The sequence below is a fragment of the Trinickia dinghuensis genome, from assembly GCF_003367175.1.
Classification (GTDB): Bacteria; Pseudomonadota; Gammaproteobacteria; order Burkholderiales; family Burkholderiaceae; genus Trinickia; species Trinickia dinghuensis.
Map to the genome: position 1 here is coordinate 56,488 of NZ_QRGA01000016.1, position 15,181 is coordinate 71,668.

The 15,181-nt window shown below is 66.8% G+C and carries 10 protein-coding genes; 7 read left to right on the forward strand and 3 right to left on the reverse strand.

Features of this window, described 5'->3' with window-relative positions; translation table 11 throughout:
* Positions 1-208 precede the first annotated feature (208 nt).
* Genes DWV00_RS25245 through DWV00_RS25260 form a run of 4 tightly spaced genes read left to right on the forward strand, consistent with a single transcriptional unit; the run spans position 209 to position 4,700 of the window.
* Complete coding sequence (locus tag DWV00_RS25245) at positions 209-1,324, forward strand: NADH:flavin oxidoreductase/NADH oxidase (protein WP_115536364.1); 1,116 nt, start codon at positions 209-211, stop codon at positions 1,322-1,324.
* Between the two features lie 2 nt (positions 1,325-1,326).
* Positions 1,327-3,012: a TAXI family TRAP transporter solute-binding subunit gene (locus DWV00_RS25250; protein ID WP_425452826.1), complete on the forward strand. Its 1,686-nt coding sequence runs from the start codon at positions 1,327-1,329 to the stop codon at positions 3,010-3,012.
* A gap of 51 nt (positions 3,013-3,063) precedes the next feature.
* Positions 3,064-3,705 carry a DsbA family protein gene (locus DWV00_RS25255; RefSeq protein ID WP_115536365.1) on the forward strand — a complete coding sequence of 214 codons (642 nt, stop codon included), beginning with the start codon at positions 3,064-3,066 and terminating at the stop codon, positions 3,703-3,705.
* On the forward strand, positions 3,702-4,700 hold the full coding sequence (locus DWV00_RS25260) for a LysR family transcriptional regulator (protein WP_245965033.1): 999 nt from the start codon (positions 3,702-3,704) through the stop codon (positions 4,698-4,700). Before DWV00_RS25255 ends, DWV00_RS25260 begins: the two co-directional genes overlap by 4 nt.
* 100 nt (positions 4,701-4,800) lie before the next feature.
* On the opposite strand, the gene DWV00_RS25265 is transcribed toward DWV00_RS25260, so the two are convergent.
* From DWV00_RS25265 to DWV00_RS25275, 3 genes are all read right to left on the reverse strand, one after another.
* On the reverse strand, positions 4,801-5,784 hold the full coding sequence (locus DWV00_RS25265; RefSeq protein WP_245965034.1) for a helix-turn-helix domain-containing protein: 984 nt from the start codon (positions 5,782-5,784) through the stop codon (positions 4,801-4,803).
* Between the two features lie 115 nt (positions 5,785-5,899).
* Positions 5,900-7,993: a hypothetical protein gene (locus DWV00_RS25270; protein ID WP_245965035.1), complete on the reverse strand. Its 2,094-nt coding sequence runs from the start codon at positions 7,991-7,993 to the stop codon at positions 5,900-5,902.
* Positions 7,994-8,140: 147 nt separating this feature from the next.
* Positions 8,141-10,180, reverse strand: coding sequence for a hypothetical protein (locus DWV00_RS25275; protein WP_181885583.1), 2,040 nt, complete (start codon positions 10,178-10,180; stop codon positions 8,141-8,143).
* A 946-nt stretch (positions 10,181-11,126) separates the two neighbouring features.
* On the opposite strand from DWV00_RS25275, the gene DWV00_RS25280 reads away from it, so the two are divergent.
* Genes DWV00_RS25280 through DWV00_RS25290 form a run of 3 tightly spaced genes read left to right on the forward strand, consistent with a single transcriptional unit; the run spans position 11,127 to position 15,081 of the window.
* Entirely contained in the window at positions 11,127-12,125 is a 999-nt protein-coding gene (locus DWV00_RS25280; RefSeq protein WP_115536518.1) for a GlxA family transcriptional regulator, read from the forward strand.
* Positions 12,126-12,140: 15 nt separating this feature from the next.
* Positions 12,141-13,646, forward strand: a complete 1,506-nt coding sequence (locus tag DWV00_RS25285; protein WP_115536366.1) for a mannose-1-phosphate guanylyltransferase/mannose-6-phosphate isomerase — start codon at positions 12,141-12,143, stop codon at positions 13,644-13,646.
* Positions 13,647-13,683: 37 nt separating this feature from the next.
* Positions 13,684-15,081, forward strand: coding sequence for an undecaprenyl-phosphate glucose phosphotransferase (locus DWV00_RS25290; RefSeq protein WP_115536367.1), 1,398 nt, complete (start codon positions 13,684-13,686; stop codon positions 15,079-15,081).
* Positions 15,082-15,181: the final 100 nt, after the last annotated feature.

Consider the following 15,181-nt stretch of genomic DNA (forward strand, 5'->3'; position numbering starts at 1 on the left):
GACCACGCTCGCACTGCGCTTCCGGCGTCGTTCATCGATGCCGCGCGAGCGCCGGGGCAGCATTTTCCGTCGTCATCCCTTATGCTGCTCGGCGATGCGTCGCGCAGCGGGCATCGCTTGCGTCCGGGCGCCGGTCCCGGCCGCCGTGCCCGCCCGCGCGCCGCCGGCTCCCGCCTGCCGCGGGCGCCAACCGATCGAGGAGTCCGCCATGAGCCGTTTGTTCGAGCCGATGACCATCGGCAACCTTGCCTTGTCGAACCGTATCGTCATCGCCCCGATGTGCCAATATTCGGCCGAGGCCGGATCGGCCACGGACTGGCACATGATCCACTTGGGCCACCTCGCGCTGTCGGGCGCGGGCCTGCTGATTCTCGAGGCGACGGCCGTCTCGCCCGAAGGCCGCATCTCGCCGGGCGATCTGGGCCTGTATTCGGACGAGAACGAAACGGCACTGGCCCACGTGCTCAAGGCCGTGCGTACGTACTCCCCGATCGCGGTTGCCGTGCAGCTGGCCCATGCGGGACGCAAGGGATCGAGCCATGCGCCGTGGGATAGCGGGGCCCAGATCCGTTCCGACGAACCGCTCGGCTGGAAGACGGTCGCGCCTTCGGCCGTGCCGCATGCCAAGGATGAAGAAGTGCCGGTCATGCTCGACCGGGCCGGCCTCGACAAGGTGCGAGCCGATTTCGTGGCGGCGACGAAGCGGGCGGCGCGGCTCGGCGTCGACGGCATCGAAATCCACATGGCCCACGGCTATTTGCTGCACCAGTTTCTCTCGCCGATCGCCAATCATCGCGATGACGAGTACGGCGGCAGCCTCGAAAACCGCATGCGTTTCCCGATCGAGGTGTTCGACGCCGTGCGCGCGGCGTTTCCCGCCGAGCGTCCGGTCTGGGCGCGAATCTCGGCCACGGACTGGGTGCCGGACGGATGGGATGTCGAAGGCACCGTCGCGCTGTCGAAGGCGTTGAAGGCACGCGGCTGCGCGGCGATTCACGTGACGACGGGCGGGGTTTCGCCCCAGCAGGCGATCAAGCTCGGCCCCGGCTATCAAGTGCCTTACGCCCAGCGCGTCAAGTCCGAGGTCGGCTTGCCGACGATCGCAGTCGGTCTCATCACCGAGCCGGAGCAGGCCGAGGCGATCATCGGGAACGGCGAGGCCGACGCGGTCTCGCTCGCGCGGGCGATGCTCTACGATCCGCGCTGGCCGTGGCATGCCGCCGCGCAGCTGGGTGCGCAGGTCCATGCGCCGAAGCAATACTGGCGCTCGCAGCCGCGCGAATACAAGGATCTGTTCCTCGGCGCAGGGTTCGGTCAGCGATAACGATGTCGGACAACCACGAGAATCACCACAACCACGACGGGCAGCGCAAGTCGAGGCTGCCGCGCATGCCGAAGGTGCCGCGCATGCTTCTCCCGGCGCGTCCGCCGCGCTTCGTGGCGCGCGTGATCGCCGTCTCGTGGCGCGATCTTGCGGTCTCGACGGGGCCGATCTTGCTGATCTCGGCCGCCGCGATCTGGCTCGCCATCCATTTGATTCAGCCCGCGCCGCCCGATACGCTGACCATCTCGGCCGGGCCGCAGGGCAGCTCGTTCTGGAACGACGCGCAGCGCTACAAGGCGATCCTCGCGCGCAACGGCATCACGCTGAAGGTGTTGCCGTCGGCGGGATCGCTGCAAAACCTCGAACGGCTGTCCGATCCGAACACGGACGTCGACGTCGGCTTCGTCCAAAGCGGTGTGACGCTCGTGGCTCAAGGGGCGGCGGGCGCGAGCGCACCCTCGGCGCCCGCGGCGAGCGGGGCGGCGGGCACGGCGGGAAGCTCGGCTTCGGCGGGGCAGCCGAATTCGCCGCAACGAGCGAGCGAGGCAAGTCCGGCTAGTGGATCGAACGCGGCAAGTCCGTCGAGCGTTTCGAGCTCGGCTAGCGGATCGAGCACCGCCAACGGATCGAGCACGGCGTCGAGCGCAACCGCAACCGCTAGCAACGAACCGGCGGAGAACCTCGTTTCGCTCGGCAGCGTCTCCTACGTGCCGCTCGTGATCTTCTACGAAGGCGGCGAGCGTTCGCGCTTGAGGGCCTTCGCCGGCGAGCGGATCGCGATCGGTCCCGAAGGCAGCGGGACGCGTGCGTTGGCGCTGGCGCTCTTGAAGGCGAACGGCATCGTGCCCGGCGACGGCACGACGCTGCTGCCGCTGACGGGCGAGGCGGCGGCCCGGGCCTTGACGGCGCACGAGATCGACGCGGCGTTCCTGACCGGCGATTCGGCGCAGCCGCCGGTCATGGCAAGGCTATTGCGCACGCCGGGCGTGCGCTTGTTCTCGTTCTCCCAAGCGCAAGCCTACGCGCGCCGCTTTTCGTACCTGACCGACGTTAAGATGCCCATGGGCGTGTTCGACCTCGGCAAGAATCTGCCGCCCGCGACCGTGCACACGGTGGCGCCGACGGCCGAACTCGTCGCGCGCGATTCGCTGCACCCGGCGCTGTCCGATCTGCTGATCGAAGCGGCCAAGGAAGTGCACGGCCGCGCGAGCCTGCTGCAAAACGCGGGCGAATTCCCCTCGCCCGTGATCCACGATTTCCCGATCAGCGACGATGCCGCGCGCTACTACAAGTCGGGCAAGAGCTTTCTGTACCGCCTGTTGCCGTTCTGGCTGGCCAGTCTCGTCGATCGCCTGATCGTGCTGATCGTGCCGATCGTCGTCGTGCTGATTCCGGGCGTGAGGCTCATTCCGTCCCTTTACGCGTGGCGTGTGAAGTCGCGCATCTATCGCTGGTACGGCGCGCTGATCGCGATCGAGCGCTCGGCGCTCGACGAAACGGCGACCGAGGAGGAGCGGGCCACGTCGATGACCAAGCTCGTCGAGATCGAAGCCGCCGTGAACCGGCTCAAGATGCCGCTCGCCTATGCCGACCAGTTCTACGTGCTGCGGCAACATATCGGATTCGTACGGGCGCGGCTGGCCCAAGCGTACGACGAGCGCACCCACACGGAGGCGGGCGGCGCGTAAGATGCTTGACATGCGGCACACGAGCAGCAACCGGACCCACCGGAGATTTTAATGAACCCATCGATCGACGCGGCCTCGCCGCTGTGGCTTTACGATTTCGTGTCGCCTTTTTCCTACCTGCTGCTCGAACAGCACGACAAGTGGCCGAGCATGCCGTTTTCGCTCGTGCCCATTTCTGTCACTGCGCTCTACCGGCACTGGGGCCAGCGTCCCGCGAACGAGGTCCCGCAAAAGCGCATGTTCGTCCATCGCCATGCGCTGTTTCGGGCCGAGCAGCTCGGCATTCCGTTCAAGATGCCGCCGGCTCATCCATTCGACTCGACGAAGGCGCTGCTGCTCGCCACGGCGATCGAGGCCGACCTGCCGACGGTCTGCGCGATGTTCCGCTTCATCTGGCGCGACGGGCGCGATCCGTCGACGCCCGACGGCTTCGCCGATCTGTGCCAGTTGCTGAATTTGCCGCACGGCGAGCGGCTCATCGAGCATCCCGATACGAAAGCGCGCATGCAGCGCAATTTCGACGATGCGCTCGCGCTCGGCGTGTTCGGCGTGCCGACGTTCCGGCTCCATCGGCAATTGTTCTGGGGCGAGGACGCGCTGCCGATGGTGCTCTACTGCGCGCGTTCGCCGGGCTGGCTCGAATCGCCGGAGATCAAGCGCATCAGCGCACTGCCGAACGGGATGGCCTCGTGACGCAGCCGACCCGCCGCGAAACCGACAACGAACTGTCGTTCGACGAGGGCCGCAGCGCCGACGCGCTCGACATCTGGCTGCTGCGCGTGCTGCGTACGCTGCTGACCGAGCGCAGCGTCACGCAAACGGCGCTGCGCTTGAACCAGACGCAGCCCGCGATCAGCACGGCGTTGCGCAAGCTGCGCGAGACGCTCAACGATCCGATCCTCGTGCGCGGCAAGACGGGCATGGTGCCGACCGAATACGGCGCCTCGCTGCTCGGGCCGACCCAACGCGCGCTGCGCGACGTTGATTTCGTCGCCACGCCGCACGGCAACTTCGACCCAGCCGTCACGCGCCGCATGTTTCGCATCGCCGCGCCCGATTATCTGAACGACTTCTTCATGCCAACGCTGATCTCGCGTTTTCGCGAGGCGGCGCCGCAGGCGCGGCTCGAAATCGATTCGCTCAATCCCGCGCTCGATCATGGCGCGGCGCTCGAGGCCGGCGAACTCGATCTCGTCGTCGGCAATTGGCCGAAACCCGATGCCCGCTTCGAGCGCAGCGATTTGTTCAGCGATACGGTCGTGTGCATGATGCGCGCCGACCATCCGCTCGCGCACGAACCGCTTACCGTCGAGGCATACCTCGCCGCGGCGCATCTCGCGCCCACGCCTTACAGCGGTGCGCGGCGCAACGCGATCGAGATCGGGCTCGCGCGGGCCGGCGCCTCTCGGCGCATCGTCACGACGCTGCCGTACTTTGGCCTGGTGCCGCAAGTCCTGCTCCATTCGGACTTGATCTTCACGACGACACGCCGTTTCGCGATGCACTATGCACGCATGCTGCCGCTTGCCGTATGCGACGCGCCGATTCCGTTTCCGCGCATCAAGTGCTATCAGATGTGGCATCCGCAGCCCGACCGGCCGCATGACCTCGCGTGGCTGCGTGCGCTCATCGACGAAGTGTCGATGCAGTTGACCGTGCGTGCGCGCCGCGGCGACGAGCCAGTCTGACCGCGCAGGCCGGGCGCGCGCCGCGGTGCGTGCCATGCCTCCCGTGTATCCCCGTGTATCTCGCGTATCCGGTGCTCGAATTCGCACCGGCCCGCCGCGTTTATTGGTGCCGCGCTCGCCGCCGCTCCGCGAGCCGATATTCGGTCGGGGAAATCGACAGGCGCTTGCGGAACATCTTGGCCAATCCGTCGCCGCTGCCGACGCCGCAGCGGCGCGCGATCTTGTCGACGGGCAGGTCGGTGCCGACCAGCAGCGAGCAGCTTGCGTCGAGCCGCGCCCGCAGCAAATACTCCGATGGTGTGATGCCCATCTGCGACTTGAAGCGCCGCAAGAAGCTGCGCTCGCTCATCGCCGCCACTTCGGCGGCCTTGGCCACCGAGATTGGCTGGCCGTAGTTTTCGCGGATCCAGCGTGCGGCCGTATCGATCTTCTCGCGCGTGCCGCCGTCGTCGAGCTCCCCGAGCACGGCACCGAGCCGGCGCCACGCGCCCGGTGCGGCACGGTCCGCAACCGTGCGCGCCGCCTGAGCGCCGCGGTCGCGTTTGACGATCGACAGCGCGGCGGCGACGGGGCCGAGCGGATCGTCGAGTGCGACGGGACCCTCGGCGTGTGTCGCCGCGTGCGTAATCTGAGGTGCGCCGAGCACGGCAGCCGCGCTCGCCGCGGAGCCGGCCGGCCCGGCTGCCGCCACGGCGGCGAGGATCGCGGCGCCGTCCCCGATCGCCTTGACCGCGTGCGTGTGCTGCATCAGTGCGCGCAGACGGCGCAGGAACGAGTCGTCGGTCGCGAGATGCGAGGCGCCGCCTCCGCCCGGGATGAACAACGCGTGCAGGCCCGAGGCCGCATGGGCGTCGAGATTGTCCGACCATACGCGCATCGTCGCGCTGCTCGCGATGCTGCCGCCCGTGCTCGAAACGACGGCAAGGGCATACGGTTCCCCGGGTCCGCCTTCGAGGTCGTCGGCGAGCCGGAACACTTCCGCGATGGAACTCGCTTCGACGAGCGAAAATCCGTCGAAGATGAGGATAGCGATGCGCTTGGCCATGGGCGGGCAGGCGAGACGGGCCGCGCGCACGCGCGTCACGCGGCGCGAGTCCAATGCGTCGCATGGTATGCGCGAGCGGCGCGCGCACTGCAAGCGAGTCGGAAAAACGCGAGATGTTGGCAGATCGCTTCGATAAGATCGTTCATTTGATATTTCATTTGCCGAGCGAGCCCGCCGGCGCGGTGACGTTCGCCTTAGCCGCCGATGCGTTCGTCGAAACCACGTAAATCGGCGACTCGCTCAAAGCGAGCGCGACACGGCCGTCGCGGTAAGGCAGCTCGGCGGCGTTGCCCATCGCATCGAACACAGTGACACGTCCGGTCGTTCCCTTTGCATCGACTTGCAGCGTGTAAGGGACGCTGTAGGTTTCGCTGAAGCCCGAGGTCGCGTTCCAGTGCCCGTTGTCGTGCGTCCAGAGGGCCGTCACGATCTTGCCGCCGGTAAGCCGCTGGAACGCGTAGCCGTAGATCCCGGCGGGCACGTGGTCGAGGTGGCCGAGCGTCTTTGTCCCGTCGATGATCCGCGTCATCGCGCAGACAACCATCGCGGCCGGCTTCGGACTGATGTCGCTTGCCCCGTAGGCGCCGTTCGCATGCTCGAGATCGAAGAACAGGCCGTATCCGGGCGGCGACTCGGGTATATCGGATGAATAGAAGACGTAGGTCATGTCGGCGCCTTCGCCGAGCAGGATCAGATGCGTGCGCGCGACGACGGCGCCTTGCGCGAACAGCACGTTTTGCGTCGGGAAATCCGTGCCGTATTGGGTGCCGATGTCATAGCTGATCCCCGTTTCGGTGGCGAACAGCTTCGCGCCGGGCTTCAGAAGATGCGTCATCAACGTGCGCAGCGCGCGCATCGAAGCAGGCAGCGCGTTCGCGGCCTTGGCCGGATCGGGATCGGTTGCAAGCCGTTCCGGCGGATGCGAGGGCGAGGTGCCCACGTCGTAGTAGCCGTGAATCGTCAGGCCGTCGAGGTAGCGGCCGATGCCGAGCGGGGCGAGGCGCTCGAGCCAACGCACGTTCTCGCGAACCGATGCAATGGTCGGACCCATGACGACCGCATGCGGATCCGTTGCATGAATCGCCTCGTAGGTCGCGCGGTACAGATCGACGAAATGCGCGTCGGAGTCGCGCCAGGGCAGGCCGCCGTCGTAGTCGGGCTCCCAGGTGACTTGGTAGTAGTTATGCGATTGGTCGGGAAAATAGGCCGCGCGAATGCGAGCCGAATCGGTGCCGACGCGGCTCAGGTAGCTGCGGTAGGCCGTGTCCGATACGGGGGCGTAGCTGTGGGTCGCCGAGCCGGTCGGACTGGCCCATCCGGGAATGCCGTCGAGTTGGATCAGCCGCATGATGTCGCCCGGTTTGAAATAGGGCGCCAGCGTCGAGAGACTCGGCTTGAAGGTGTCGGGATGACCGGGCTCCTCGATGTACCAATTGCGCGTGTCGTTGGCCCACGACAGTCCGAGCACGCGATAGAGCGGACGATAGCCGTCGCCGTCGCAGCATCGCTGGCCGGCGCGCAGATAGTTCGCGCCCTGCCCCCCGAAGCGATGCTGATCCTCGTGAGCATACGAAACCGGCGGCAGCACGTTCGATACGTCGGGCAGTACGCCGAACGTCGCGATGCCGCTTGGACGCGTGCCGCGCCGCGGCAGCCGTTCGCCGCCGTGAACGAGCGAGGCGAGCAGGGCGAAGTAGCCTGCGCGCGACGACGTGCAGCGCAGCGAGAAACGCTGCGCGCCAGCGCCGACGTTCACGCGTCCCGCGGCGCGAACGACGTTCCAGGCATCGCGTATCTGCCATTCGACGACGTCCGCTTTCGGGCTATCGGTCGCGAGGGTCGCCGTGATTGGCGCGCCGAGCGCGAACAGCCGCGTGCCGTCTTCGCTCGGCGTGTCGGCGACGATCCTGTCGTCGAGCACGGGTGCTTGCGGATCGGACGAATCCGCCGCCGTTGCGGGGAGGGCCGCGCAGTTCAATGTTCCTTGGGTGGGCAGTGCGCCGGCGAGTGCGGAGGAGGCGGATGCGTCCGGCGACGCCGGGTCGGCGGTTGTCGTGTCGGAGCCGGCGCGTCCGCAGGCGGCGAGCGAGACGCATAGAAGCGGGATGGCGCCGAGGATCAGCCATAGGCGGCCGCGGCGCGCGCTATCGTTTGGCTCGCTCGGCATGCTTCGACCGCGCGCGGCCGGCATCGCGGGGTCGAGGCCGCATTCGTTCCGTGCGCGAACGGCGGGGGCGGAGACAGGCATGAGTCGACTCGGGCCGATGGACGACCCCCGACTGCATCACGCCACGCGAGTCACGTCCGTGGCCGAGCGAACGAAGCGCGACGAAACCGGACGAGACGGGACCGACTGCGGGACGGACTGCACGGGCGGTTTCGTTCCGCGCTACCGTCACTGGCCGACGTACCCCGCCGGCACCGTGACGTTCGCCTTCATCGCGGACGCGTTCGTCGAGACGACGTAGATCGGCGATTCGCTCAGCGTGAGCGCGACCTGGCCGTTGCGGTAGGGCAGCGTCGCGGCGTTGCCCATCGCATCGAGCACCGTCACTTGCCCCGAAGTTCCCTGCGCATCGACCTGCAGCGTGTAGGGCACGCTGTAGGTCGCGCTGAAGCCCGAGGCCGCGTTCCAGTGCGCATTGTCGTGCGTCCACAGCGCGGTCACGACCTTGCCGCCGTTCAGCTTCTGAAACGCGTAGCCGTAGATGCCGGCGGGCACGCCGTTCAGATAGCCGAGCGTCGTCGTGCCGTCGACGATGCGCGTCATGGCGGCCACTTCCATCGCGGCCGGCTTGGGGCTGATGTTGCTCGCGCCGTAGGTGCCGTTCGGATCGTTCAGATCGAAGAACATGCCGTAGCCGGGCGGCGAATCGGGCGTGTCAGACGAATAGAAGAGGTAGCTCATGTCGGCGCCTTCGCCGAGCAGGATCAGCTGCGTGCGCGCGACGACGGCACCGTGCGCGAACAACACGTTCGGCGTCGGATAGTTGGGGCCGTAGGACGTGCCCGCGTCGTAGCTGATCCCGGTTTCAGTGGCGAACAGCTTCGCTCCGGGTTTGAGCATGCTCGTCATCGTTGCGCGCAGTTCGCGCATCGAAGCGGGCAGCGCGTTCGCGGCCGTGGCCGGATCGGGATCGGTTGCAAGCCGTTCCGGCGGATGCGACGGCGAGGTGCCCGCGTCGTAGTAGCCGTGAATCGTCAGACCGTCGAGATACTGGGCGATCCCGAGCGGGGCGAGCCGCTTGAGCCAAGCGGTGTTCGAACGCACCATCGAAGCGGTGACGCCCATCACGACGCCGTTCGGATCGGTCGAATGCAGTCCGTTGTAAGCGGCCTGATACATGGCGACGAAATTCGCGTCGGTATCGACCCATTGGGTGGGGCCGCCGCCGTCCGGCTCCCAGGTGATCTGATAGTAGTTGTGCGCTTGATTCGGAAAGTAGGCCGCGCGAATCTGCGCCGAATCGGTGCCCACGCGGCTCGCGTAGTTTTGAAAGGCGGCTTCCGAGGCCGGGGCGCGCCCTTCCGTTTGCGCGCCCGTGGGGCTGGCCCAGCCCGGGATGCCGTCGAGCTGGATGAGCCGCATGATGTCGCCCTGCTTGAAGTAGGGCGCGAGCGTGTTCGTGCCGGGCACGAACGTGTTCGGCCCGTTCGGCTCCTCGACGTACCAGTTGCGCGTATCGTTGGCCCACGACAAGCCCAGATCGGTATCGAGCGGACGATAGCCGTCGCCGCTGCAGCAAGTTTGGCCCGGCTCCAGATAATCGGTGCCCTGGCCGCCGAAGCGGTGCTGGTCTTCGTGCGCGTAGGCCACGGCCGGCAAGATGGCGGACACGTCGGGACGCACGCCGAACGTCGCGATGCCGCTCGGACGCGTGCCGAGCGAGGCCAGCGAAGTGCCTGCCTGCGCGAGCGAGGCCGATACCGAGAAGTAGCCGGCCAGCGTCGACGAGCAGCTGAGCGTCACCGTCTGCGCGCCCGCGTTCACCGGAAAGTGCCCGCTTGCGCGCACGACGTTCCAATCGTCGAGCACCTGCCACGACACCGTATCGCTCTTCGTGGCGCGCGTCGTGATGGCGAGCGCGAATGTGCTCTTCAGCGTGAACGTGCGCGTGCCGTCGCTGCCCGGCGTATCGGCGGCGATCGTCGCGCCCGTGCCGGCGGCGCTCGCGGGCGCGGACGGCTGGCCGCACGTCAATGCCTGACCGCCCGCCGCGACGATCGGTGCGACCGCGGCGGAAGCCCCCGGTGTCGCCGCGCTTTGCGTGCTGGGCGTGCCGCCGGCCGCGGCGCTCGAGGTGCTGCCGCTTCCCGTGCCGGTGCCTGAACCGCTGCCGCCTCCGCCGCAAGCGGTCAGGAGCGAAAGGGTAGCGACGGCTGCGCAGCGATGCAGGTACGCACGGCGCGCATGAGGGGAGAGGTTGCGTGTCATCGATCGTGTCGTAGTGGGGCGTCGGCGTCGGCCTGGTCTGATGAAACCAAGCTTCACACGAATCGCAAGGCGGGAGCAGCGAGACTACAAGTTTTGCGGCGGATTGAGGAGCGTTCGATCTAGTCGATTTGCGCATCGCGTGCTGGCGGATTTTTACGCGTGGCGGGCAGTGTTCGCACCCTGCATACGTTGCGTGATTCGATATCGGCCGACGAATGAAAACGATCGCGTGCGCGACGGACCGTTCCCGAATGGCCATCGGATGGAAAATGAAAATGCGTTGCTTTAAAAAATAGATCCTGAATTGTTTAATTCGATGGATGGAAAACGAATCGAGAATGAAACATCGCGTGTAATTATTTCGGCAAGATGTCGTCGAGCGAAATGAAGAAAACGCGGGCGCACGGCCGCTTCGATCCGCCAAATCCCCGTCATTATCTGTCCGCCAATGTGGTCTCAACAACACACCGAGGACAGTGCAGCCTTTATCGTTTCTTTCGTGCGTCGGCGCGTACGCCATGGCCTCCGGGCCACGGCGGAACTCGTGCGGACCATGGGCGCGCGCACCGCTCCGCGCAGATCGCCCGATCGGCTCGTTCGAAGCCGACTTCTTCAAGCATCACCTTGTCCGCATAAGACGAATCGGGGAGTTAGAGCGTCGAGCACGCGTTGCATCCGGCATGCATTTTGCCGGCGCGGCTTGGCGCTTTTCGGCTAAATACCGGGTGAAAGAGACGGCTTTCGTATCGATTTGTCCGATTTGCCTAGGCATGGGCGACGGGCCGTGAACATCGGCTAAATCATTCGGCCGTTTAGGTCGGATTCAATCCGACAAGATGTCGCCGAATTACGTCACGGTATCCGCAACGCGTATCGGCACTGCCTACGATGCACTGCACGCGAGAGGATCCGCGCCATGCCGGCGATGATTCGTGAGGGAAATGTCATGCCTTACGCGAGTACCGAACCCGCACTCATGGGATGGTGGCGCGCCAGCGCGGAAAATGCGCCGAGCGCGACGCGGCGCATCGCGATCGTGCTGTTCGACAGCTTTTCGCTGCTCGGCGCAGGTCTGGTCGCCGAGGTCTTCCATGCCGCCAACGAGCTTGCCTCGACGCTCGCTCATCGTACCCAAGCCTACGACATCTCGTTCCTGTCGGCCGAGGGCGGCAACGTGCGTTGCGCGTCGTCGGTGCGGGTCTGGACCGACGGTCTCGACGCCCGCCACTACACCGGCTTCGACGCGCTGTTCATCGCCGGCGGCAAGGGTGCGCGCGCGGCCGCGAGCGACGAGCGGCTGATCGGCTGGCTGCGCCGCGTTCAAACGAAGACGGCCAACATCCGCTCGATCGGCGAGGGCAGCTTGCTGCTCGACGCGGCCGGCATCGGCGGCATCGACAAGGTTTACCACTTCGGCTCCTATCTGCGTCAGTCGAATCAAGAAGACGAATCGATCGATGCCGACGAGCGGCTCGAGCCGATGAAGGGTGCGCTCTCGATGGTCAAGCGCGACCTCGGCCTCGACGTCGCGCGCGGTGTCGCCGAACGGCTGATGCCGGGATCGAGCGCGCGCTTCGTGCCGCTGCTCGGCGACGGATGCTCGGCCAGCCCCGGCGACAAGATTCGCGCGGCGGCGCGCTGGCTGCAGGACAACTGCGAGCGGCCGATCTCGATTGCCGACGCGGCGCAGGTGGCCGCGATGAGCGAACGCAATTTCCTGCGCCGGTTCAAGCTCGAACTCGGGATGACGCCATCGGACTACCTGCTGCAGGCGCGTCTGGCCATCACCTGCAGCCTGCTGATCGATTCGGAGCTGCCCGTCGACAAGATCGCGCGCCGCAGCGGCATGGGCAACGGCGACCGCCTCGCGAAAATCTTTCGCAAACGGATGATGATTTCGCCGACCGAGTTCCGGATGCAAAGCCGCCGCGGGACCGGCGGCTAAGCGGGGGGCAGCGGCATGAAGTTCGATCTTCGCGATCCGGCTTGCCAGCCGTGCCGGCGTTTGGTTCCCGTCGTCCTCGCGGGCGGTTCGGGCACGCGCTTATGGCCGATGTCGCGCGAGCACTACCCGAAGCAGCTGATCGACGTGATCGGCTCCGATTCGCTGCTGCAAGCGACCGTGCGCCGCATGGACGGCTTCCCCGATGACTGGGAGGTGGCCGATGCGCCGCTCGTCGTCTGCGGCGACGAGCACGGCTTCATCATCGACGAGCAACTGCGCGCGAGCGGCGTGACGCCGCATCTGATCGTCGAGCCCGCGCGCCGCGATACCGCGCCCGCGTTGACGCTTGCGGCGGCGTTCACCTGCGGGCCAGAGAAGAATAACGATGCGATCCTCGTCGTGATGCCGGCCGATCATGCGATCGCCGACGTGAAGGCACTGCAGCGCGCCGTCGAGCTGGCCGCGCGGCATGCGCAGCGCGGCGAGATCGCGACGCTGGGCGTACCGCCGACGCGTCCCGATACAGGCTTCGGCTATGTGCGCGTCGGCGAGCCGCTCGGCGACGGCGCTCACCTGATCGAGCGCTTCGTCGAAAAGCCCCCCGCGGAATTGGCCGCGCAGTACGTCGCGAACGGCGCCTACTGGTGGAACAGCGGCATCTTCGTCATGCGCGCCTCGACTTGGCTCGACGCCTTGCGGCGTATTCGGCCCGAGATGCACGCGGCCTGTCTCGCCGCGGTGGCCGAAGGCGCGATGCACGGGACGCGTTTCGATCCCGCCGCCAAAGAATTCGCGCGTGCGCCGGCCGATTCGATCGACTACGCGGTGATGGAGCGCATGGGCGGTCCCGACGCACCGTGCACGGGCGTCGTCGTGCCGCTCGATGCGGGCTGGTCCGACCTCGGTTCGTGGGACGCCGTATGGGATGCCTTGAACAAGGACGCCGACGGCAACGTCGCGAGAGGCCGCGTGGTGCTGGATGGGGCGATGTCCACCTTCGTGCATGCCGAGACGCGTCTCGTCGCCTGCGTCGGCACCACGAACGTCGTCGTCGTCGAGACGCCCGATGCCGTGCTCGTGGCCGACCGCTCGAACGTCCAGCGCATCAAGGGGCTCGTCGCGCGGATCAAGGCCGAGCACGCGCCCGAGGCCGAGACGCATCGCAAGGTGCGGCGCCCGTGGGGCTTTTACGACTCGATCGATCACGGCGACCGTTTTCAGGTCAAGCGCATCGTGGTCGCGCCGGGGGCGCGCTTGTCGCTGCAGATGCATCACCACCGGGCCGAGCACTGGGTCGTCGTGCGCGGCACCGCGCTCGTCACGCGCGGCGACGAAGAGTTTTTGCTGAGCGAGAACCAATCGACGTTTATTCCGCTCGGCGTGCGGCATCGGCTCGGCAATCCGGGCAAGGTCCCGCTCGAAATCATCGAAGTGCAGTCGGGCGCCTATCTAGGCGAGGACGACATCGTGCGCTTCGAGGACAACTACGGCCGCTGTGCGAGTGATCGGGCCGCCCCGTGAAGGGCGAGGCGGGTCCGGTTCGTTGCGGAGAGAGCAGATGCGTGAAATTCAAGCCTTTGTGGCGCGGCTGTCCGACATTGCCATCGTGGTCGTGGCGGCGACCTTTGCGTCGCGGATTCGTTTCGCCGACGCGGGGCCGCACGAATTCGTCGCGCCGTTCGTCGTGCTGACGGCGGCCTGCGTGGTCGTGCTGTTTCCGGCGTTCGGCGTCTACGACTCGTGGCGCGGACGCGCCAAGCGGATGCTGGCGGGACAGGTGGCGCTCGCATGGGTCGTCGTGCAGGCATGCGCGCTGACGGCGATGTTCTCGCTGCGCGAGATCGACTACGTGTCGCGGCTCTGGTTCGTCTATTGGAGCGCACTCGCGGGCGCGCTGCTGATCGCCTATCGGCTCGCGGTGCACGGCGTGCTGGCTCGCTTGCGCCACGCCGGCATCAACCTGCATCAAGTCGCGATCGTCGGCGCCGGGCCGCATTGCGAGGCGATCTTGCGGCGTATCGAGGCGGCCCCGGCTACCGGCTTTCGCGCGGCGGCCGTATATGTTCCGCGCCCGGAGACGCCGGCGCTCGCGCAAGCGTTCCGCGGTGCGAGGCTGCGGCGCTTCGACGATCTGGCGGCATTCGCGCGCTGCGTGCGCAGCAGCGATCTGCACGAAGTGTGGCTCGCGCTGCCGCTGCAGGAGGAGCGCACGATCCTGCGCGTCGTCGCCGAGTTTCGCGACGATCTCGTCAACATCCGCTTCATGCCCGACGTGCGCTCGCTCGCCCTGTTCGAGAGCGGCGGCGTGATCGATCTGCTCGGCGTGCCGGCCATCAACCTCGTGGCTTCGCCGCTCTCGCCGAGCGCGCTGCTGGCGAAGGACATCTTCGACCGTATCTTCGCGGCCTGCGCACTGATCGGTCTAGCGCCGGTGCTGATCGCGATCGCGGCGGCCGTCAAGCTGTCCTCGCCCGGTCCCGTGTTTTTCAAGCAAAAGCGCAAGGGCGCGGACGGACGCGTCTTCACGATGTACAAGTTCCGCTCGATGCGCGTGCATAGAGAACCGCCCGGCGTCTTGCACCAGGCCGTGCACAACGACCCGCGCGTGACGAAGCTCGGCGCTTTCCTGCGGCACACGAGCCTCGACGAGCTGCCGCAGTTCTTCAACGTGCTGCGCGGCGAGATGTCGGTGGTCGGCCCGCGGCCGCACGCGCTCGAGCACGACGATCTCTATCGCAAGGTGGTGGCGGGCTACATCCATCGCTATCGGATCAAGCCCGGTATCACGGGGTGGGCGCAGATCAACGGCTGCCGCGGCGAAACCGATCGCGTCGAAAAGATGGAGCGGCGCGTCGCGCACGATCTGTATTACCTCGGCAATTGGTCGTTCGGTCTCGACATGCGGATCATCGCGACGACGATCGTCAAGGGGTTCGTCCATAGCAATGCTTATTAGTACGCAGCCACGGTAGCTACAGTAGCCACGGTTGCCACAGTCGCCCCGGCGGTTACGGTGGCCGCGGCGGCCGCAATCCAAGCAACGAATAACCGGCACG

Coding starts and splice junctions, on each gene's coding strand:
- DWV00_RS25245 (WP_115536364.1), top strand. CDS start 209: ATGAGCCGTTTGTTCGAGCCGATGACCATCGGCAACCTTGCCTTGTCG.
- DWV00_RS25250 (WP_425452826.1), top strand. CDS start 1,327: ATGTCGGACAACCACGAGAATCACCACAACCACGACGGGCAGCGCAAG.
- DWV00_RS25255 (WP_115536365.1), top strand. CDS start 3,064: ATGAACCCATCGATCGACGCGGCCTCGCCGCTGTGGCTTTACGATTTC.
- DWV00_RS25270 (WP_245965035.1), bottom strand. CDS start 7,993: ATGCCTGTCTCCGCCCCCGCCGTTCGCGCACGGAACGAATGCGGCCTC.
- DWV00_RS25275 (WP_181885583.1), bottom strand. CDS start 10,180: ATGACACGCAACCTCTCCCCTCATGCGCGCCGTGCGTACCTGCATCGC.
- DWV00_RS25280 (WP_115536518.1), top strand. CDS start 11,127: ATGCCTTACGCGAGTACCGAACCCGCACTCATGGGATGGTGGCGCGCC.
- DWV00_RS25285 (WP_115536366.1), top strand. CDS start 12,141: ATGAAGTTCGATCTTCGCGATCCGGCTTGCCAGCCGTGCCGGCGTTTG.
- DWV00_RS25290 (WP_115536367.1), top strand. CDS start 13,684: ATGCGTGAAATTCAAGCCTTTGTGGCGCGGCTGTCCGACATTGCCATC.